Origin of the sequence: Caenispirillum salinarum AK4 (genome assembly GCF_000315795.1) — a bacterium.
Lineage (GTDB): Bacteria > Pseudomonadota > Alphaproteobacteria > Rhodospirillales > Rhodospirillaceae > Caenispirillum > Caenispirillum salinarum.
On record NZ_ANHY01000004.1, the window covers coordinates 270000 to 285979 of the forward strand.

15 protein-coding genes are annotated in these 15980 nt (G+C 69.1%); 7 read left to right on the forward strand and 8 right to left on the reverse strand.

Annotated elements, in window-relative coordinates:
* Window positions 1-38: 38 nt before the first annotated feature.
* Together cbiB and C882_RS04715 are read left to right on the forward strand one after the other, a co-directional pair.
* A complete protein-coding gene (gene cbiB, locus C882_RS04710) occupies window positions 39-1040 on the forward strand; it encodes an adenosylcobinamide-phosphate synthase CbiB (RefSeq protein WP_009539407.1) in 1002 nt (333 codons plus the stop codon).
* 70 nt (window positions 1041-1110) lie between these two features.
* Entirely contained in the window at window positions 1111-3186 is a 2076-nt protein-coding gene (locus tag C882_RS04715; RefSeq protein ID WP_009539408.1) for a tetratricopeptide repeat-containing sulfotransferase family protein, read from the forward strand.
* Between the two features lie 13 nt (window positions 3187-3199).
* On the opposite strand, the gene C882_RS04720 is transcribed toward C882_RS04715, so the two are convergent.
* The 3 genes from C882_RS04720 to ribA form a co-directional block, all read right to left on the reverse strand.
* Window positions 3200-3706: a L,D-transpeptidase family protein gene (locus C882_RS04720; RefSeq protein WP_052000008.1), complete on the reverse strand. Its 507-nt coding sequence runs from the start codon at window positions 3704-3706 to the stop codon at window positions 3200-3202.
* Window positions 3707-3776: 70 nt separating this feature from the next.
* On the reverse strand, window positions 3777-4889 hold the full coding sequence (locus C882_RS24345; RefSeq protein ID WP_009539410.1) for a hypothetical protein: 1113 nt from the start codon (window positions 4887-4889) through the stop codon (window positions 3777-3779).
* Window positions 4890-5026: 137 nt separating this feature from the next.
* A complete protein-coding gene (gene ribA / locus C882_RS04730; protein WP_043643600.1) occupies window positions 5027-6175 on the reverse strand; it encodes a GTP cyclohydrolase II in 1149 nt (382 codons plus the stop codon).
* 158 nt (window positions 6176-6333) lie between these two features.
* Here ribA and C882_RS04735 point away from each other — a divergent pair, with 158 nt between their 5' ends.
* Window positions 6334-7047, forward strand: coding sequence for a response regulator transcription factor (locus C882_RS04735; RefSeq protein WP_009539412.1), 714 nt, complete (start codon window positions 6334-6336; stop codon window positions 7045-7047).
* 238 nt (window positions 7048-7285) lie between these two features.
* Here C882_RS04735 and dnaQ read toward each other — a convergent pair whose 3' ends face one another.
* From dnaQ to C882_RS04760, 5 genes are all read right to left on the reverse strand, one after another.
* Window positions 7286-7993, reverse strand: a complete 708-nt coding sequence (dnaQ, locus tag C882_RS04740; protein ID WP_009539413.1) for a DNA polymerase III subunit epsilon — start codon at window positions 7991-7993, stop codon at window positions 7286-7288.
* Window positions 7986-8639, reverse strand: a complete 654-nt coding sequence (gene coaE, locus C882_RS04745; protein WP_009539414.1) for a dephospho-CoA kinase — start codon at window positions 8637-8639, stop codon at window positions 7986-7988. The genes dnaQ and coaE overlap by 8 nt, the downstream gene beginning before the upstream one ends.
* Entirely contained in the window at window positions 8636-9484 is an 849-nt protein-coding gene (locus C882_RS04750; RefSeq protein WP_009539415.1) for a shikimate dehydrogenase, read from the reverse strand. Before C882_RS04750 ends, coaE begins: the two co-directional genes overlap by 4 nt.
* Window positions 9481-10077, reverse strand: coding sequence for a Maf family protein (locus C882_RS04755; RefSeq protein WP_009539416.1), 597 nt, complete (start codon window positions 10075-10077; stop codon window positions 9481-9483). The genes C882_RS04750 and C882_RS04755 overlap by 4 nt, the downstream gene beginning before the upstream one ends.
* A 260-nt stretch (window positions 10078-10337) precedes the next feature.
* A complete protein-coding gene (locus C882_RS04760; protein ID WP_009539417.1) occupies window positions 10338-11147 on the reverse strand; it encodes a pyruvate, water dikinase regulatory protein in 810 nt (269 codons plus the stop codon).
* Window positions 11148-11596: 449 nt separating this feature from the next.
* Between C882_RS04760 and hemE the strand changes: the two genes are divergently transcribed.
* The 4 genes from hemE to rho all read left to right on the forward strand — a co-directional run bounded on the left by hemE (window position 11597) and on the right by rho (window position 15902).
* Window positions 11597-12640 carry a uroporphyrinogen decarboxylase gene (gene hemE / locus C882_RS04765; protein ID WP_009539418.1) on the forward strand — a complete coding sequence of 348 codons (1044 nt, stop codon included), beginning with the start codon at window positions 11597-11599 and terminating at the stop codon, window positions 12638-12640.
* 53 nt (window positions 12641-12693) lie between these two features.
* On the forward strand, window positions 12694-13791 hold the full coding sequence (gene hemH, locus C882_RS04770; RefSeq protein ID WP_009539419.1) for a ferrochelatase: 1098 nt from the start codon (window positions 12694-12696) through the stop codon (window positions 13789-13791).
* A 34-nt stretch (window positions 13792-13825) separates the two neighbouring features.
* Entirely contained in the window at window positions 13826-14266 is a 441-nt protein-coding gene (gene hemJ, locus C882_RS04775) for a protoporphyrinogen oxidase HemJ (RefSeq protein ID WP_009539420.1), read from the forward strand.
* 379 nt (window positions 14267-14645) lie between these two features.
* Window positions 14646-15902 carry a transcription termination factor Rho gene (gene rho / locus C882_RS04780; RefSeq protein ID WP_009539421.1) on the forward strand — a complete coding sequence of 419 codons (1257 nt, stop codon included), beginning with the start codon at window positions 14646-14648 and terminating at the stop codon, window positions 15900-15902.
* Window positions 15903-15980: the final 78 nt, after the last annotated feature.

Genomic DNA, 15980 nt, shown 5'->3' on the forward strand with positions numbered 1-15980 from the left:
TGCCAGGGGGCGCGTGGCGACGCATCCTCGGCGCCACCATGCCGACACTCCCGCTCGCCTTCGATCCCGGAGGGGCTTTCGACCCCTTCCTGCTGCTGGTCACCGCCCTGGTGCTCGACGCCTACCTTGGCGAGATGCGCCTGCTGTTCAAGGTGATCCCCCATCCCGTGGTCGCCATCGGCAACGTGATCGGCTGGTTCGACCGCCGCCTGAACCGGGCCGAGCGCGGCGACACCAACCGCCGCGTGCGCGGCATCCTTGTGGTCGTCTTCATGACCGGCGCGGCGCTTGGCATCGGCGCCATGATCCAGGCGGCGGCGGCCTGGATGCCCTATGGCTGGGCGCTGGAGCTGTTCGTGCTGGTCACCCTCGTCGCCCAGCGCAGCCTGTACGACCATGTGGCCGCCGTCGCCAAGGGGCTGGAGCAGGGCGGGCTCGCCGGCGGGCGCAAGGCCGTCGCCATGATCGTCGGCCGCGACCCCAAGACGCTGGACGAACACGGCGTCGCCCGCGCCGCCATCGAATCCTGCGCCGAGAACTTCTCCGACGGCATCGTCGCCCCGGTGTTCTGGTACGTCCTCCTGGGCCTGCCGGGAATGCTGGCCTACAAGACCATCAACACCATGGACAGCATGATCGGCCACAAGACCGACCGCTACCGCGCCTTCGGCTGGGCGGCGGCGCGGCTGGACGACGTGCTGAACCTGATCCCCGCCCGGCTGGCCGGGCTGATCCTGGCGGCCGGCACCGTCGCGGCGGCGGGCAAGCCGGGGAAGGCGGTCAGGACCATGCTGCGCGACGCCCGCAAGCACCGCAGCCCCAACGCCGGGTGGCCCGAGGCCGCCATGGCCGGCGGCCTGGATCTGGCGCTCGCCGGGCCCCGCCGCTATCCGGGCGAGGTGGTGGACGCGCCCTGGATCGGGTCGGGCCGGGCGCGGGCCGACGCCACCGACATCCGCCGCGCCCTGCGCACCCTGGTGGCCGGCTGCGTGCTGCAGGCGGGCATCGTGCTGCTTCTGTGGTTCGGCATGGGGCAGTGAAAGACGGGCGTTTCGGGCTTGGCGGTCCTGTCGTTAAGCGGCTAGAGTGCGCGCCTCAAGGAGGACGCCGATGCCGCAGAACACCGCCGCCCCCGTCGCGAATGTGGTGCGCCAGGCGCAGCAGCAGCACATGCGGGGCAACATCCGCCAGGCGGAGCAGCTCTACCGACAGGTCCTCGCCAGCGACCCGCGAAACCCCGAGGCCATCGCCGGCCTGGGCCTCGTGGCGGCGCAGGCGGGCAACCTTCCGGCTGCGCGCGAGCTTCTGAAGAAGGCGCTGTCCCTCCAGCCGGAAAACCCGGACAACCTGGTCAACCTCGCCAAGGTGGACATCGGCCTCAACCAGCCGGCCGAGGCCGAACGGGCGCTGCTCGACGCGCTGAAGCGCCGCAAGCGCGACGCGGCGGCATGGAACATGCTGGGCTGGTGCCAGCAGCGCCAGGGCCGCCTGACAGAGGCGGTGGACAGCTTCCGGCAAGCCGTGCGGATCAAGGGCGACCTGCCCGAGGCGCTGAACAATCTGGGCACGGCGCTCATGCTGCTGGGCGACAACGCCGAGGCCGCCAAGATCCTCGCCCGCTGCGTCAGCCTGGCGCCCAAGGCGGCCCAGGCGCACATGAACCTGGGCAGCGTCTACGCGGCGCTCGACAAGGAAGCCGACGCCATCAAGCACGGCAAGCGCGCCACCGAGCTGGCGCCCCAGGCCGCCGAGGCGTGGTTCAACCTGGGCCGCAGCTATCACACCTTCGACCATGCCGACCAGGCCATCGCGGCCTACGGCAAGGCGGTGGAACTGGCCCCGCAGGCGGCGCAGTTCATGAACAACCTGGCGCAGGTGCTTGAGTCCGCCCTGCGCTCCGACGAGGCCCTGGCCTGGGCCGAGAAGGCCGCCGCCATGGCGCCCGACGTCTCCGAGTGGAGCGAGAACCTGGTGCGCGGCTACCTGGTGCGCGGCCGGCTCGACGATGCCAAGGCCACCGCCGAGGCGTTCCTCGCGCGCCATCCCGACACGCTGGGCATGCGGCTGCTGCTGGGCGACCTCGCCATCCGCGAGGGCCGGTTCGAGGACGCCAAGGCCGCCTTCAGCGCCCTGCTGGAGGAAGACGGCAGCCGCGCGCGCGCCCTGCGGGGCCTCGCCCGCGCCGACAAGGTCAAGGCCGGCGACCCGCTGCTCGACCGCATGGCCGACGTGGCGGCGCGCGAGGACATCCCGGTCGAGGACCGCGTGGAGTTGTACTTCGCGCTCGGCAAGGCCAACGACGACGTCGGCGACGTGGACACCGCCTTCCACTTCTATGCGCAGGGCAACGCGCTGAAAAACCGCGGGTGCCGCTACGATCCGGCGAAGATGGAAGACCACATCGACGGCCTGATCGAAACCTTTACCGCCGACTTCCTGGCGGAGCGGGCCGATTGGGGCGATCCGTCGGAGCGGCCGACCTTCATCGTCGGCCTGCCGCGGTCGGGCACGACACTGGTGGAACAGATCCTGTCCAGCCATCCGCAGGTGGCCGGCGGCGACGAACTGCCCGACTTCAACCAGATCGAGCGCCTGCTCAAGCGCCGCGTCGGCTATCCGCGCGGCATGGCGACCGCCCCGCGCGCGGCCGTGACGGACTTCGCACCCGGCTATCTGGCGCATCTTGAACGGATTGATCCGGACGCCGTGCGGGTGACCGACAAGCTGCCCGGCAACGCCCTGCGGCTGGGCCTCATCGCGCTGATGTTCCCGCAGGCGCGGGTGGTGCATTGCCGCCGCGACCCGGTGGACACCAGCCTGTCCATCTACTTCCAGAATTTCGGCGGCGCGCACGAGTACGGCTACGACCTCGCCTCCATCGGCCATTTCCACCGCCAGGTGGACCGCCTGATGGCACATTGGAAGTCGGTGGTGCCCACGCCCGTGCTGGACGTCGACTACGAAGCCGTCGTCGCCGACCACGAAGGCCAGGGGCGCCGCATGATCCAGCACCTGGGCCTGGACTGGGACGATGCCATGGCCGCCTTTTACGCCAACAAGCGCGTGGTCAACACCGCCAGCGTCTGGCAGGTGCGCCAGCCCATCTACAAGGGCTCGGTGGAACGCTGGCGCAAGTACGAGGCCCACATCGGCCCGCTGCTCGACGCCCTGGGCATGACCCGCTGACAGGCGACGGCCTCTATTCCGGTATCGTAATGGTGCTGTCCGGCCCGCACGCCGCCAGCAGGTCCAGCAGGTCGGGCAGGGCGAGGGCGACGCATCCCTCCGTGCCCGTGTAGCCGGGCCGCGCCACATGCATGAAGATGGCGCTGCCGCGCCCCGCCACGGGCGGATCGTCGTTGTGGCCGAGGATGACGATCACGTCGTACACGGCCTCGTCCCGCCACAGCCGTTCGTGCGAGGCGCCGTACGGCAGCGCGATGGGACGGTTGTAGGCGGGATCGGCCGGATCATCGCACCAGCCGTCGTTCGGGGCCAGCGCGCGGACCGGCAGACCCGTTTCCGGCGCCTCCGCCAGGCGGTCGGGGCGGTAGAGCACGCGACGAATCGGGAAGGTCCCGACGGGCGTGCCGCCGTCGCCCTCGCGCTTCTCGCGCACGATGCCCCCCTTGCCCAGCGCACAGCGCCAGGACCGGCCGTCATCGGCGCGGAGGGTGGAGGTTTCGGGGTCGACGGTCAGATGCATCGGCATGACACCGTTATAGAAGCGCCGGGGCCGCACGCAAACCGTCATCGCACGTCAGTGCGCAGGCGCCTCAGATGTTCGCCTGTGCCCGTGCCGCCGCCGTGTTCAGCCGCCCGGTCTGTTCGTAGCGGTCGAGCGCGCGGGTCATGGCCTGGTCGAACCAGCCCGGCATCTGCTGCGGCGCCGGGCCCGTGGCCGGTGCCGGTGCCGGTGCCGGTGCCGGTGCCGGTGCCGCGCCGCCCGTCATCAGGCCGGCGGTGGCGGGCATGGCAGCCGAGGCGGCCGGCTGGGGCGGCATGGAAGACACACGGCCGCCCGCCGCCAGCGCCTGGATCATGGGATGGGATGCCGCGTCGGGCCCCAGGCCCTGCGCCTCAAGCGCCCGGCGCACCGGATCGGGCGCCTGGGCCGAGGGCCGCTCCCTGGAGCGATCGGCGGTCTCCGGCCCCTTCAAGGTCGCCGCCGTCGCCGGCATGACACCGGTCGGCGGCGCCATCCTGGGCGCCTGGGCCGTTTCCACCCGCTGGCGCAGCGCCGAGAAGGCCGACGCCGGCTCGGGTGCCGGCATCGGCGCGGCGGGAGTCGCGGTCCGGGCCGGCGCGGCCCCGCCCAGCATGAACGGCACGGCCGAGGCAGGCATCACCATGCCGTCCACCCCCTGGGCCGCTTGCGCCCCTTGAGCCTGGGCGGCCGCCGCGGTCTGCTGCATCTGCTCCACCGGCTGGGCATAGCGGGCGATCATCTGCGCCGGCGACTCGCGGCCTTCCGGCGCCGCCCCGATGGCCTGCCTGGCCGTCTCCGTCCCCGCCTCCACGGGCGGGCGTTCCCCGCTGTCGCTGCCGAAAAGGAAGGACAGCATGGTCTCGCCTTCACCGATCCCCATGAGGCCTTCCGCCGTCGCCGTGACCGCCGCCATGCCCGCGCCCAGGATGCCGCCGCCGAACAGCGCCCCGCCGGCCAGCCGGGCGATCGGCTTGATCGTATCGCCGGTGATCTCGCGGTAGATGGTGGACACGACGGGGATGTGCTGGAGCGGGTTGATGATGTCCAGAAAATCCCAGAACGACGCCTCATCCTCCGCCGCCGGCTTGGCCTGATCGCCGCGGGCCGGCGCCTCGGACGGACGGGTGCCGCCGGGACGGATGTTGTCGATGATCAGTGGGGCGTCGTTGACGGTACTCATGGGCACACGGGTCCTGCTTGGGTCCCCGTCGCCCTTGCAAGGATGAGTCCAAACGGAAAACGCCCAATATCAAAGACTTGAGCCGCCGCCCCCCGCCACCCGGCAGCTTTTGCCGGGCATCGGATTCCGCCCGGCCGCTAGAACAGGTGCCCGCTGCGGGTCTGCTTGGCCTGCAGATAGCGCAGATTGTGGGGATTGGAGGGGAAGACGTGCGGCACGCGCTCCGTCACCTCGACGCCGTGGCGGGCCAGTTGTTCCACCTTCAGCGGGTTGTTGGTCATCAGCCGCACCCGGCCGAACCCCAGCTTGCGCAGCATTTCCGCCGCCGGGGCATAGATGCGCTCGTCATCATCGAAGCCGAGCTGACGGTTGGCGTCGATGGTGTCGTATCCCTGGTCCTGCAGGGTATAGGCGCGCAGCTTGTTGACCAGCCCGATGCCGCGCCCTTCCTGCGCCAGGTAGAGCAGCACGCCGGCGCCGTCCTTGGCGATCGCCTCGATGGCGCCGCGCAACTGGTCGCCGCAGTCGCACCGCAAGGACCCGAGAAGATCGCCGGTGAAGCATTCCGAATGCAGCCGCGCCAGCACCGGCGCGTCGGGCTTCGGCTCGCCGATGAGGATCGCCAGATGCTCTGTCCCGCCGTCGGCCGGGCGGAAAGCCAGGATGCGGGCGTTCTCCGCCCCTTCCAGCGGCACCTGGGCCTCGCCCACCATCATGAGCGTGCGGGCGGCGGTTTCCTCGTACCCCAGCACGTCGGCGGCGGCGACGCGCGGGATGTCGCGGGCGAGCGCCCAGTCCACCGGGTCGGCCGCGGCCTCCGTCGGCAGGGGTGCGATGACCGCCGCCGGCAGCAGCCGGGCGATCTTCATGAGTTGCACCGCCGCACCGGCCGGTGTGTCGAGCGCCCGCGACTCGGCGGAAAACCCGTTCTTGGGCCGGGTCTCGCCGGGCTCGGCCAGGGCCCGCAGGGTGGCGGCATCCAGCGGATGGTCGGCCCCGATGACCGCCACCTCCGTCTCCTCGGCCGCCAGGTCCAGAAGCCGTGCGCGCCGCGCCGTCACCGCCAGGCGGAGATCGTCGGCGGCCAGCCCGGTCATCGTTTCCAGCGTCCCGGGCGTCACCGCCTCGGCCGCCATGACCAGCAGCGGCGCCGTCCCGTCCATGACCACCACCATGCCGCCGCGGCGCACCTCGGCCGTGGCCCGGTCCACCGCCGTCAGCGGGGCCGTCAGTGTGGGGGTGTCGGCGGTTTCGCGGGCGTCGTGTCTGGAGCTGGCGTCTGTCATGGAAGCACGGTGCGTTGAGGGGTCGGCAACAATAGCCTCTCGAGCCGAGGCGAGAAAGACCGCATTACGAGACGTGATCGGAGCCATTGCACATCCGTGTCGAAATATCGCCGCTGCGATGTTAGAACCTAGCGAAGATCGCCACGACGGGAAGACCGATGACAGCCGGACGACGTCTCCTCCTCATCGACGACGACGACCTCCTTCGCCGCTCGCTGGTCGAACAGCTTCTGGCGCAGGGCGATTTCGGGACGGTCGACGAGGCCCCGACGGCGGCAGAGGCCAAACGGATGGCCGTTACCGATGAAACGCCCTACGACATGATTCTGCTCGACGTCGGCCTGCCCGACGACGACGGCCGGACGGTGTGCCGTGATCTCCGTACGGCGGGCGTGCGCGCGCCGATCATCATGCTGACCGCCGCCGACAGCGACGACGACACCATCACGGGCCTGGAAGCGGGCGCCAACGACTACGTCACCAAGCCCTTCCGCCTGGCCGTGCTGCTGGCCCGCATCCGCGCCCACCTGCGCAGCCACGAGGCCAGCGACGACGCGGTGTTCCGCATCGGCCCGTATACCTTCCATCCCGCCACCAAGATGCTCCAGGACGAGGCCAGGAACCGCAAGATCCGCCTGACGGAGAAGGAAACGGCCATCCTCAAGTACCTCTACCGCGCGGGGAAGCCGGTGCCGCGCGACACCCTGCTGGGCGAGGTCTGGGGCTACAACGCGGGCGTGACCACCCACACCCTGGAAACCCACGTCTACCGCCTGCGCCAGAAAATCGAGCCCGAGCCGGGGCAGGCGACACTGCTGGTCACCTCCGACGGCGGCTACCGCCTGAACGCGGCGCGGGCGGCGGAGGAGTAGGCGGCTGGCGTTGGTGAGGGTGAACCACCAAGGCACCAAGGCTTTCCGGCTCCGCCGGAATATGGATGCGATGGAGCCACGGGCTCCCTCGCGCTCCCTCGATTATTTTTCCTGGTAGCGGTAAGAACGTAGCAGTACCGGCCAACAGAATGAGGATGGCGCGCCTTCGCGCGCTGTCTTGGTGCCTTGGTGTCTTCGTGGCTATCCCCGCACCACGCCACCGGAGCAGCGCAATCGGCTACTCCGCCGCCTCCGTGGCCGCGGCCTCAAGCGTCGCCCAGAGGGGCTCCTTCAGGCGGTCCTTCACGAAAGCCGCGTGGGCCTCCAGCTCCTCGGGCGTCGGGGCGTGGGGGCGGGGGGCGCGGTAGGGGCGGTCGATCGCCACCGTCGCGCCGCCGTCGCCGCCGGCATCCGCCGCCAGGGCCAGGCCCGGCTCGCGGCCGCCGACCAGCTCCAGGTAGACCTCGGCCAGAAGCTCGGAGTCCAGAAGCGCGCCGTGATAGGTGCGCGAGCTGTTGTCGATGTTGAAGCGCCGGCACAGTGCATCCAGGCTGACCGGCGAGCCGGGGTACTTCCGCCGCGCCAGGGCGACCGTGTCCACCGCCTGCTCCATGGGCAGGGGCTTCAGGCCGCACAGCTGAAGCTCCGCGTTCAGGAACTTCATGTCGAACTTGGCATTGTGGATGATGAGCGGCGCGTCGCCCACGAAGTCCAGGAACTCCTGCGCGATCTCATGGAAGCAGCCGTGTTGCGACAGGAACTCGATGCTCAGCCCGTGGACGCGGAAGGCCTCTTCCGGCATGTCGCGTTCGGGGTTGCAGTACTTGTGGAAGGTCACGCCCGTGGCGACGTGGTTGACCAGCTCCACGCAGCCGATTTCCACCAGCCGGTGGCCTTCCGAGGGCTCGAAGCCGGTCGTTTCGGTATCGAGAACAATCTCACGCATGGCCGATGCTCTTCCGTCTGGATCGTCGCGGTCCCGGGCTGCGGGTGGGCAGGCGGCCGGCGCGAAGGGCGCGCACTATCTCCGCCAGGCGGCGGCGGGTCAAGGCCTTGCCCAGGCCCGTCGGCACCACGTAGTCGGCGCGCCGGCGCTTCTGCCCGTCCGGCATCTGGCGGGCGAGGATAGCCTGGAACTTCGCTTCGGTCATCCCCGGGCGCTTCAACACCCGCAGGCGCTGCAGGAACAGGGGTGCCGACAGCACCGCGACCGCGTCGCACCGCGCTTCGCCGCCGGTCTCGAACAACAGCGGCACATCCAGCGCCACCAGGGGCACGCGGGCGAGGCGCTGGCGTTCCATGAACAGATGCTCGGCGCGGCGCACCAGCGGATGGACGATGCCCTCCAGCCGCTTGAAGGCGTCCTCGTCGCCCATGACGCGCCTGGACAATTCCTGACGGTCCACGCCGCCCGCCGGGGTGACGACGCCGGGAAAGGCCTCCTCCAGCGGCGCCACCGCGGCCCCGCCGGGCGCGAACAGCCGGTGCACGGATGCGTCGGCATCATGCACCGGCACGCCCATGTCTTTCAGCATGGCATGGGCGGTGGACTTGCCCATGGCGATGGAGCCGGTCAGCCCCAGGACGATCATGCGCCCGGCTCTCCCAGGACGAAGCGGCGCAGGTCGTCCGTCACCTCGGGAAAGACGCCGAACCACGCCTCGAAGCCCGGCCGCCCCTGGTGGAGCAGCATTCCCAACCCGTCCACCACCGGGTTGCCACGCGCCTCGGCCCGGGTCAAAAGGTCGGTGACAAGCGGGGCGTAGACGATGTCGGTAACCAGCGCGCCGCGCGGCAGGGGGTCGAGCGGCATCTCCAGCGGCGGTGCCCCCTCCATGCCGAGCGTGGTGGTGTTGACCAGCAGCCCGGCGCCGTCCAGCGCCTCGGCGCGGGCGTCCCAGTCCACCACGGTCATCGCACCGCCCAGCGAGGCCGCCAGTTCCTCGGCGCGGGCGCGGGTGCGGTTGGTGAGGCGGACCTCCGGGCAGCCGGCGTCCTGCAGCGCGGCCACCACAGCCCGCGCAGCGCCACCGGCGCCCAGCACTACGGCCGGTCCTGCGTCGGCCTGCCAGCCCCGGCAGCCGGCGCGCAGGTTTTCCAGGAAGCCGAAGCCGTCGGTGTTGTCGCCGTACAGCGTGCCGTCGTCGCGGCAGACCAGCGTGTTCACCGCGCCGATGCGTTCGGCCAGGTCGGAAACATCGTCGCAGGCCCGCAGCGCGGCTTCCTTATGGGGGACGGTGACGTTGGCGCCGGCGAAGCCCAGCATGGGCAGGGCGCGCACGGCGGTCGCGAAGTCCTCGGGGCGGACGGGCAGGGGAATGTAGGCGCCGTCGATGCCGTGCTCCTCCAGCCACCAGCCGTGCAGGCGCGGGCTTCGGGAATGCGTCACCGGCCATCCCATGACGCCGGCGACGCGGGTCTTGCCGGACATCATCATGGTGTCAGAACCCCATGATTGCGCAGCACGTCCAGAAGCGGCAGCAGCGGCATCCCCAGGATGGTGAAGTAGTCGCCCCGCACGTGGGTGAACAGCTGCGCCCCCAGCCCCTCGATCTGGTATCCGCCGACGGAGTGAGTCGCGTCCTCGCCCACCTTCTCCAGGTACTCGGACAGGAAATCCTCGGAGAACGGCCGCATGGTCAGCTTGGCGCTGTCGATGTGGTGCCAGATGCGCTTGCCGCCCTGAACGACCACGGCGCAGGAGACCAGCTCGTGCGTCCGTCCGCGCAGGCCGTGAAGCTGGGCACGGGCGGCTTCGATATCGTGCGGCTTGTCGTACCACAGCCCCTCGCACGCGAGCATCTGGTCGGCGCCGACCACCAGGGCCTCGGGATGCTTGCGGCTGACGCGGGTGGCCTTCAACTCGGCGAGGGCCTCGGCCACGTCGCCGGGCTTGGCGCCTTCGTTCTTCATGCCGGCCTTGACGCCGTCCTCGTCGACGCGCGGCACCTCGACGGTGAACGGCACGCCGGCATCGGCCAGCATCTTCTGCCGCGTGCGGCTGCCGGAAGCCAGGATCAACTGGGTCATGGAGGCTCCTTCGCGGGGGGTCCCTGGTTCGGTTGTAGCGCCCCGAGAAGGGATTTTGAACCACCAAGACACCAAGACACCAAGGCTTTCCGACTGCGCCGGAATTTGGTGCGAGGGAGGCCAGGCCTCCCTCGCGCTCCCGCGATTCCTTTTCATCATCATGGCGAAGACCGGGCGACAACGGCTGCCGGAATGATGATGGCGCGCCTTCGCGCGCTGTCTTGGTGCCTTGGTGTCTTGGTGGTTCTACAACAACCGCCTCACTCCGCCCGGTTCCGGTGCAGCTGCATGATGGCCGCCGCCGCTTCCTCAATGCTGCGGCGGGTGACGTCGATGACCGGCCAGCCGTGGCGGGTGAACAGGCGCCGGGCGGTCAGGACCTCTTCGCGCACGCGCTCCACGTCGGCGTAATCGGTGTTGGCCTCGTCGTTCATCACCTTCAGCCGCGTCTTGCGGATGTCGGCCAGGCTGCGCGGGTCGCGGGTCAGGCCCACCATGAGCGGGCGCTTGAGGCGCAGCACCTCGTCGGGGATGCCGATGCCCGGCACCAGCGGCACGTTGGCCGCCTTCAGGCCGCGGTTGGCCAGGTACATGCAGGTGGGCGTCTTGGAGGTGCGCGAGACGCCCATGATGATGATGTCCGCTTCCCCCAACCGGTCCATGCCCTGGCCGTCGTCGTGTTCCATGGAATAGTGGATGGCGTCGATACGGCGGAAGTAGTCGGCATCGGGCACATGCTGGCGGCCCGGCTCGCGGCCCACTTCCACCTGAAGATAGCCGCCCAGCGCCTGCATGACGGGATCGAGCACGGGGATGAAGGGCACCTCCGCCTCGCGGCAGCCCTGTTCCAGCAGGGCGCGGATTTCCGGGTCGACGACGGTGCACAGCACCACGCCCGGGGCGGCCTGCACGCCTTCCAGCGCCCGCAGGGCCTGGCCGCGGGTGCGCACCAGCCACCACAGGTGCTGCTCGGCGTGCACCTCGGACAACTGCACCAGGCAGGCGCGGGCGATGGCGCTGACGGTCTCGCCGCTGGAGTCCGAGATCAGGTGAAGATGGAAGCTGCGCACGATGGATCCTCTTTCCTTCCGCAAAAACGCGACTCGGTGCCTGTGGATAACGCCCGCGAGTCGGGGATAAGTGGCTGCCGCGCCCCCGGGGCGAAAATTTCACACACCTTGCCCCTGCGACCGCCCCCGATGCCGCGCTCATGGGGATTGTGCGGCGCGGCTTGCGGGGGAGTCGTGGACAAGGCACTCTGGTGGCCGAGTTATCCACGTTATCCCCAGGGTTCTCCACCGTGTGTGCGACTCGGCGGAGTCCAGGGCGAGTCTGGCGGGACGTCCCCGTCCGATCCACAGTTTCACGTGAAACACCCACAGGCCGTCCGAGTCGCTGTGGACAAACCTGGGGACGGACTCTAATCCACAGGATTCACAGGACCAACAAGCCACTACAACATTTCACCCCAACACCCCTCTCTGTTATGAGGGACCGTGGAAAACAGCCCGGAACCGCCATGCCTGAGACCTCCGAGAAGCGCTTCCTCCGTGTCCTGAACGGAGAAACGCTCAGCCCGCCCCCCATCTGGCTCATGCGCCAGGCCGGCCGCTACCTGCCCGAATACCGGGAGGTGCGGGCCAAGGCCGGCGACTTCCTGACGCTCTGCTACACGCCCGACTACGCCGTCGAGGTGACGCACCAGCCGCTGCGCCGCTACGGCTTCGACGCCGCCATCCTGTTCTCGGACATCCTGGTGATCCCGCACGCGCTGGGGCAGCCGCTCCGGTTCGTGAAGGGCGAGGGGCCCAAGCTTGATCCGGTGCGGTCGGTGGAGGAGCTGGGCAGCCTGGACCCATCGCGCGTCCTTCCCACCCTCGCGCCCGTGTTCGAGACCGTGCGGAGGCTTGGCAAGGAGATACCGCCGGCGACCGCGCTCATCGGGTTCTGCGGCGCGCCCTGGACGGTGGCCACCTACATGGTGGAAGGCGGCGGGTCCAAGGACTACGCCAACACCAAGAAATGGGCCTACAGCGACCCCGAGGGCTTCGACCGCCTGATCGGGATGCTGGTCGACGCCACCACGGCCTACCTGATCGAACAGGTGGACGCCGGCGCCGAGGCCCTGCAGATCTTCGACAGCTGGGCCGGCGTGCTGGCCGACGACGCCTTCGAGCGCTGGTCCATCCGCCCCATCGCTGACATCACCCGCCGGGTGAAGGAGGCGCGGCCGGGCACCAAGGTCATCGGCTTCCCGCGCGGCGCCGGCCCCATGTATCCCGCCTTCATCGAGAAGACGGGCGTGGACGCCGTCAGCCTGGACACCACCGTGCCGCTGGACTACGCCCGCGACCACATCCAGCCGCGCTGCCCGGTGCAGGGCAACCTGGACCCCATCCTGCTCATCGCCGGCGGCCAGGCCATGCTGGACCGCATCGACCGCACGCTGGACGTGCTGGGCAAGGGGCCGTTCATCTTCAACCTGGGCCACGGCATCACGCCGGAGACGCCGCCGGAGAACGTGGCGATGATGGTCGAACACATCCGAAAGGCCGGTTCCTGACGTAGAAGCCTCCGTCCACCCGTTTCGCGTTCCCAGCCGCAATCGGATTGCCGATGAAGAAGCTTGCCGTCGTTCTTTTCAACCTGGGCGGTCCCGACAGCCCGGAGGCCATCCGGCCGTTCCTGTTCAACCTGTTCAACGACCCGGCCATCATCGGCGCGCCGAAGCCCGTTCGCTGGGCGCTGGCGCAGGTCATAAGCCGCCGCCGGGCGCCGGTGGCGCGGGAAATCTACGCCAACCTGGACGGCCGCTCGCCCCTGCTGCCCCACACGCAGGACCAGGCGACGGCCCTTCAGGCGGCGTTGAAGGGCGCGGCCGACGAGGTGGGCGTCTTCATCGCCATGCGCTACTGGCATCCGTTGACGGCCGAGACGGTCAAACGGGTGAAAGATTTCGGGGCCGAAAAGGTCGTCCTGCTGCCGCTCTACCCGCAGTATTCCTCCACCACGTCGGGCTCCTCCATCGGGGAATGGACGCGGGAGGCCGCCCGGCAGGGGCTGACGGCCGATACGGTATCGGTCTGCTGCTACCCCACCGACCCCGGCTTCGTGCGCGCCCAGGCGGCCCTGCTGGCCGAGACGCTGGATGCGCTGGAGGCCGAGCGGGGCGATCTTCCGCCGCCGCGGGTGCTGTTCTCCGCCCACGGCCTGCCCAAGAAGGTCATCGAGGCCGGCGACCCCTACCAATGGCAGGTGGAGCAGACGTCGGCCGCCGTCGCCGCGCACCTGAACCGCCCGGACCTCGACTGGAAGGTCACCTACCAGAGCCGCGTCGGCCCGCTGGAATGGATCGGCCCGGCCACCGACGACGAAATCCAGGCGGCGGGGGCGGAGAAGCGGCCGCTGGTGGTGGTGCCCATCGCCTTCGTGTCGGAACACTCGGAAACGCTGGTGGAACTGGACATCGAGTATGGCGAACTGGCGGAGCAGAGCGGCGTGCCGCTCTACCGCCGCGTCTCTACCGTGCTGTCGGCGCCGCCGTTCATCGAGGGGCTGGCCGGGCTGGTCCGCCAGGCGGCGGCCTCCGGCGACACCCCCGTCAGCGAGAAGGGCGGCCGGCTGTGCCCGGGGACCTGCGGCCGCTGCCCCAACCGCACGTCCGCCCATGCTCACGGCGAGGCCGCCGTCGCGCCGGCGCAGGCCGCCCTTTAAACCACCCGGACCGAGCCGAGGGGAGACATCAACCGTGCTGGACTACGGCAGCGAAATCTACAACTGGGTCAAGGTGTTGCACATCATTTCGGTCATCACCTGGATGGCCGGCCTGTTCTACCTGCCCAGGCTTTACGTCTATCACGCCATGGAGGGGGCGGGGACGCCCACGTCGGAAACCTTCAAGGTCATGGAGCGCCGGCTGCTGAAGGGGATCATGAACCCTTCCATCATCGTGGTGTTCATCACCGGCCTGCTGCTGATGTTCCCCACCTGGGCGACGGCGGGGTGGATGCACACCAAGCTGCTGCTGGTGCTGCTGATGGCCGGGATGCACGGCGCCTACGCCAAGTGGCGCAAGGACTTCCTGAATGACACCAACAGCCGCGGCCACAAGTTCTATCGCTGGATGAACGAGGTTCCGACGGTTCTGCTGCTGGCCATCATCCCGCTGGTGATCTTCAAGTGGTTCTGACCTTTGGTGGTCCTTGATGCGGACGGGCGGTGCCTTTCGGGGCTGCCCGTCTTGTTTTTTCTGCTTTCCTGCCCATCTTCCGCTGGCGCGGTGGAACGAACGGAGCCGTTGATTGTTCCGGCTGTAAGATTCGTTTGACTTGCAAACCCGTTTGCGTATGGTGACCTGAAACGCGGGCCCGTCCTGGGCCCGCCACAAACGCACCCACCCCACATTCGCGACAATCCGGCCACGGGCCCGGCGCCGTATCAGCCTTCATCCAGGGCTGACCCCGCTCCATACCGACATATCGCCTGTCGACCGGATCGCCTCGCGCATTCTCCCCCGCCGTTGCCGCCTAGCCGGTCCCCATTCCCGTTTGATATCGCCTGGAAAGATCATGCACCTTCAGGAGCTGAAGCAGAAATCCCCCGCCGAACTGCTGGCGTTCGCCGAGGAACTTGAGGTCGAGAACGCCTCGTCCCTGCGCAAGCAGGACATGATGTTCGCCATTCTCAAGCAGCTCGCCGAGAACGACACGCCCATCTACGGTGATGGTGTGCTGGAGATTTTGCAGGACGGATTCGGGTTCCTCCGGGCGCCGGAAGCCAACTACCTGCCGGGGCCGGACGACATCTACGTCAGCCCCAGCCAGGTGCGGCGCTTCGGCCTGCGCACCGGCGACACGGTGGAAGGCCAGATCCGCGCGCCCAAGGACGGCGAGCGCTACTTCGCGCTTCTCAAGGTCAACCAGATCAACTTCGAGGCGCCGGAGGCGGTGCGGCACCGCATCAACTTCGACAACCTTACGCCGCTCTACCCCGACCAGAAGCTGAACCTGGAAATCGACGATCCGACGAAGAAGGATCGCACCGCGCGCGTCATCGACCTGGTGGCGCCGCTGGGCAAGGGGCAGCGCGCCCTGCTGGTCGCCCCGCCGCGCACCGGCAAGACCGTGATGCTGCAGAACCTGGCGTCCTCCATCGCCGCCAATCACCCCGAGGTCTACCTGATCGTGCTGCTCATCGACGAGCGGCCGGAGGAAGTGACCGACATGGCGCGCAGCGTCAACGGCGAAGTGGTCTCCTCCACCTTCGACGAACCCGCCCAGCGCCACGTCCAGGTGACCGAGATGGTGCTGGAAAAGGCCAAGCGCCTGGTGGAGCACAAGCGCGACGTCGTTATCCTGCTGGACTCCATCACCCGCCTCGCGCGCGCCTACAACACCGTCGTGCCGTCGTCGGGCAAGGTGCTGACGGGTGGTGTGGACGCCAACGCCCTGCAGCGGCCCAAGCGTTTCTTCGGTGCGGCCCGCAACATCGAGGAAGGTGGCTCGCTCACCATTATCGGCACCGCGCTGATCGAGACCGGCAGCCGCATGGACGAGGTGATCTTCGAGGAGTTCAAGGGCACCGGCAACTCCGAGATCGTCATGGACCGCAAGCTGTCCGACAAGCGCATCTTCCCGGCCATCAACATCACGGCCTCGGGCACCCGCAAGGAAGAACTGCTGGTCGAGAAGTCCACGCTGTCGAAGATGTGGGTCCTGCGGCGCATCCTGTCGCCCATGGGCACCCAGGACGCCATGGAGTTCCTGCTCTCCAAGATCAAGGAGACCAAGAACAACGCCGACTTCTTCGAGAGCATGAATACCTGATTCCCCCCGCCAAGGGCCGCCGCGCGAGACACCGCCGGCGGCCCTTTCCCTTTCCGGGCCGGCGAGCCGGCTCGTTCC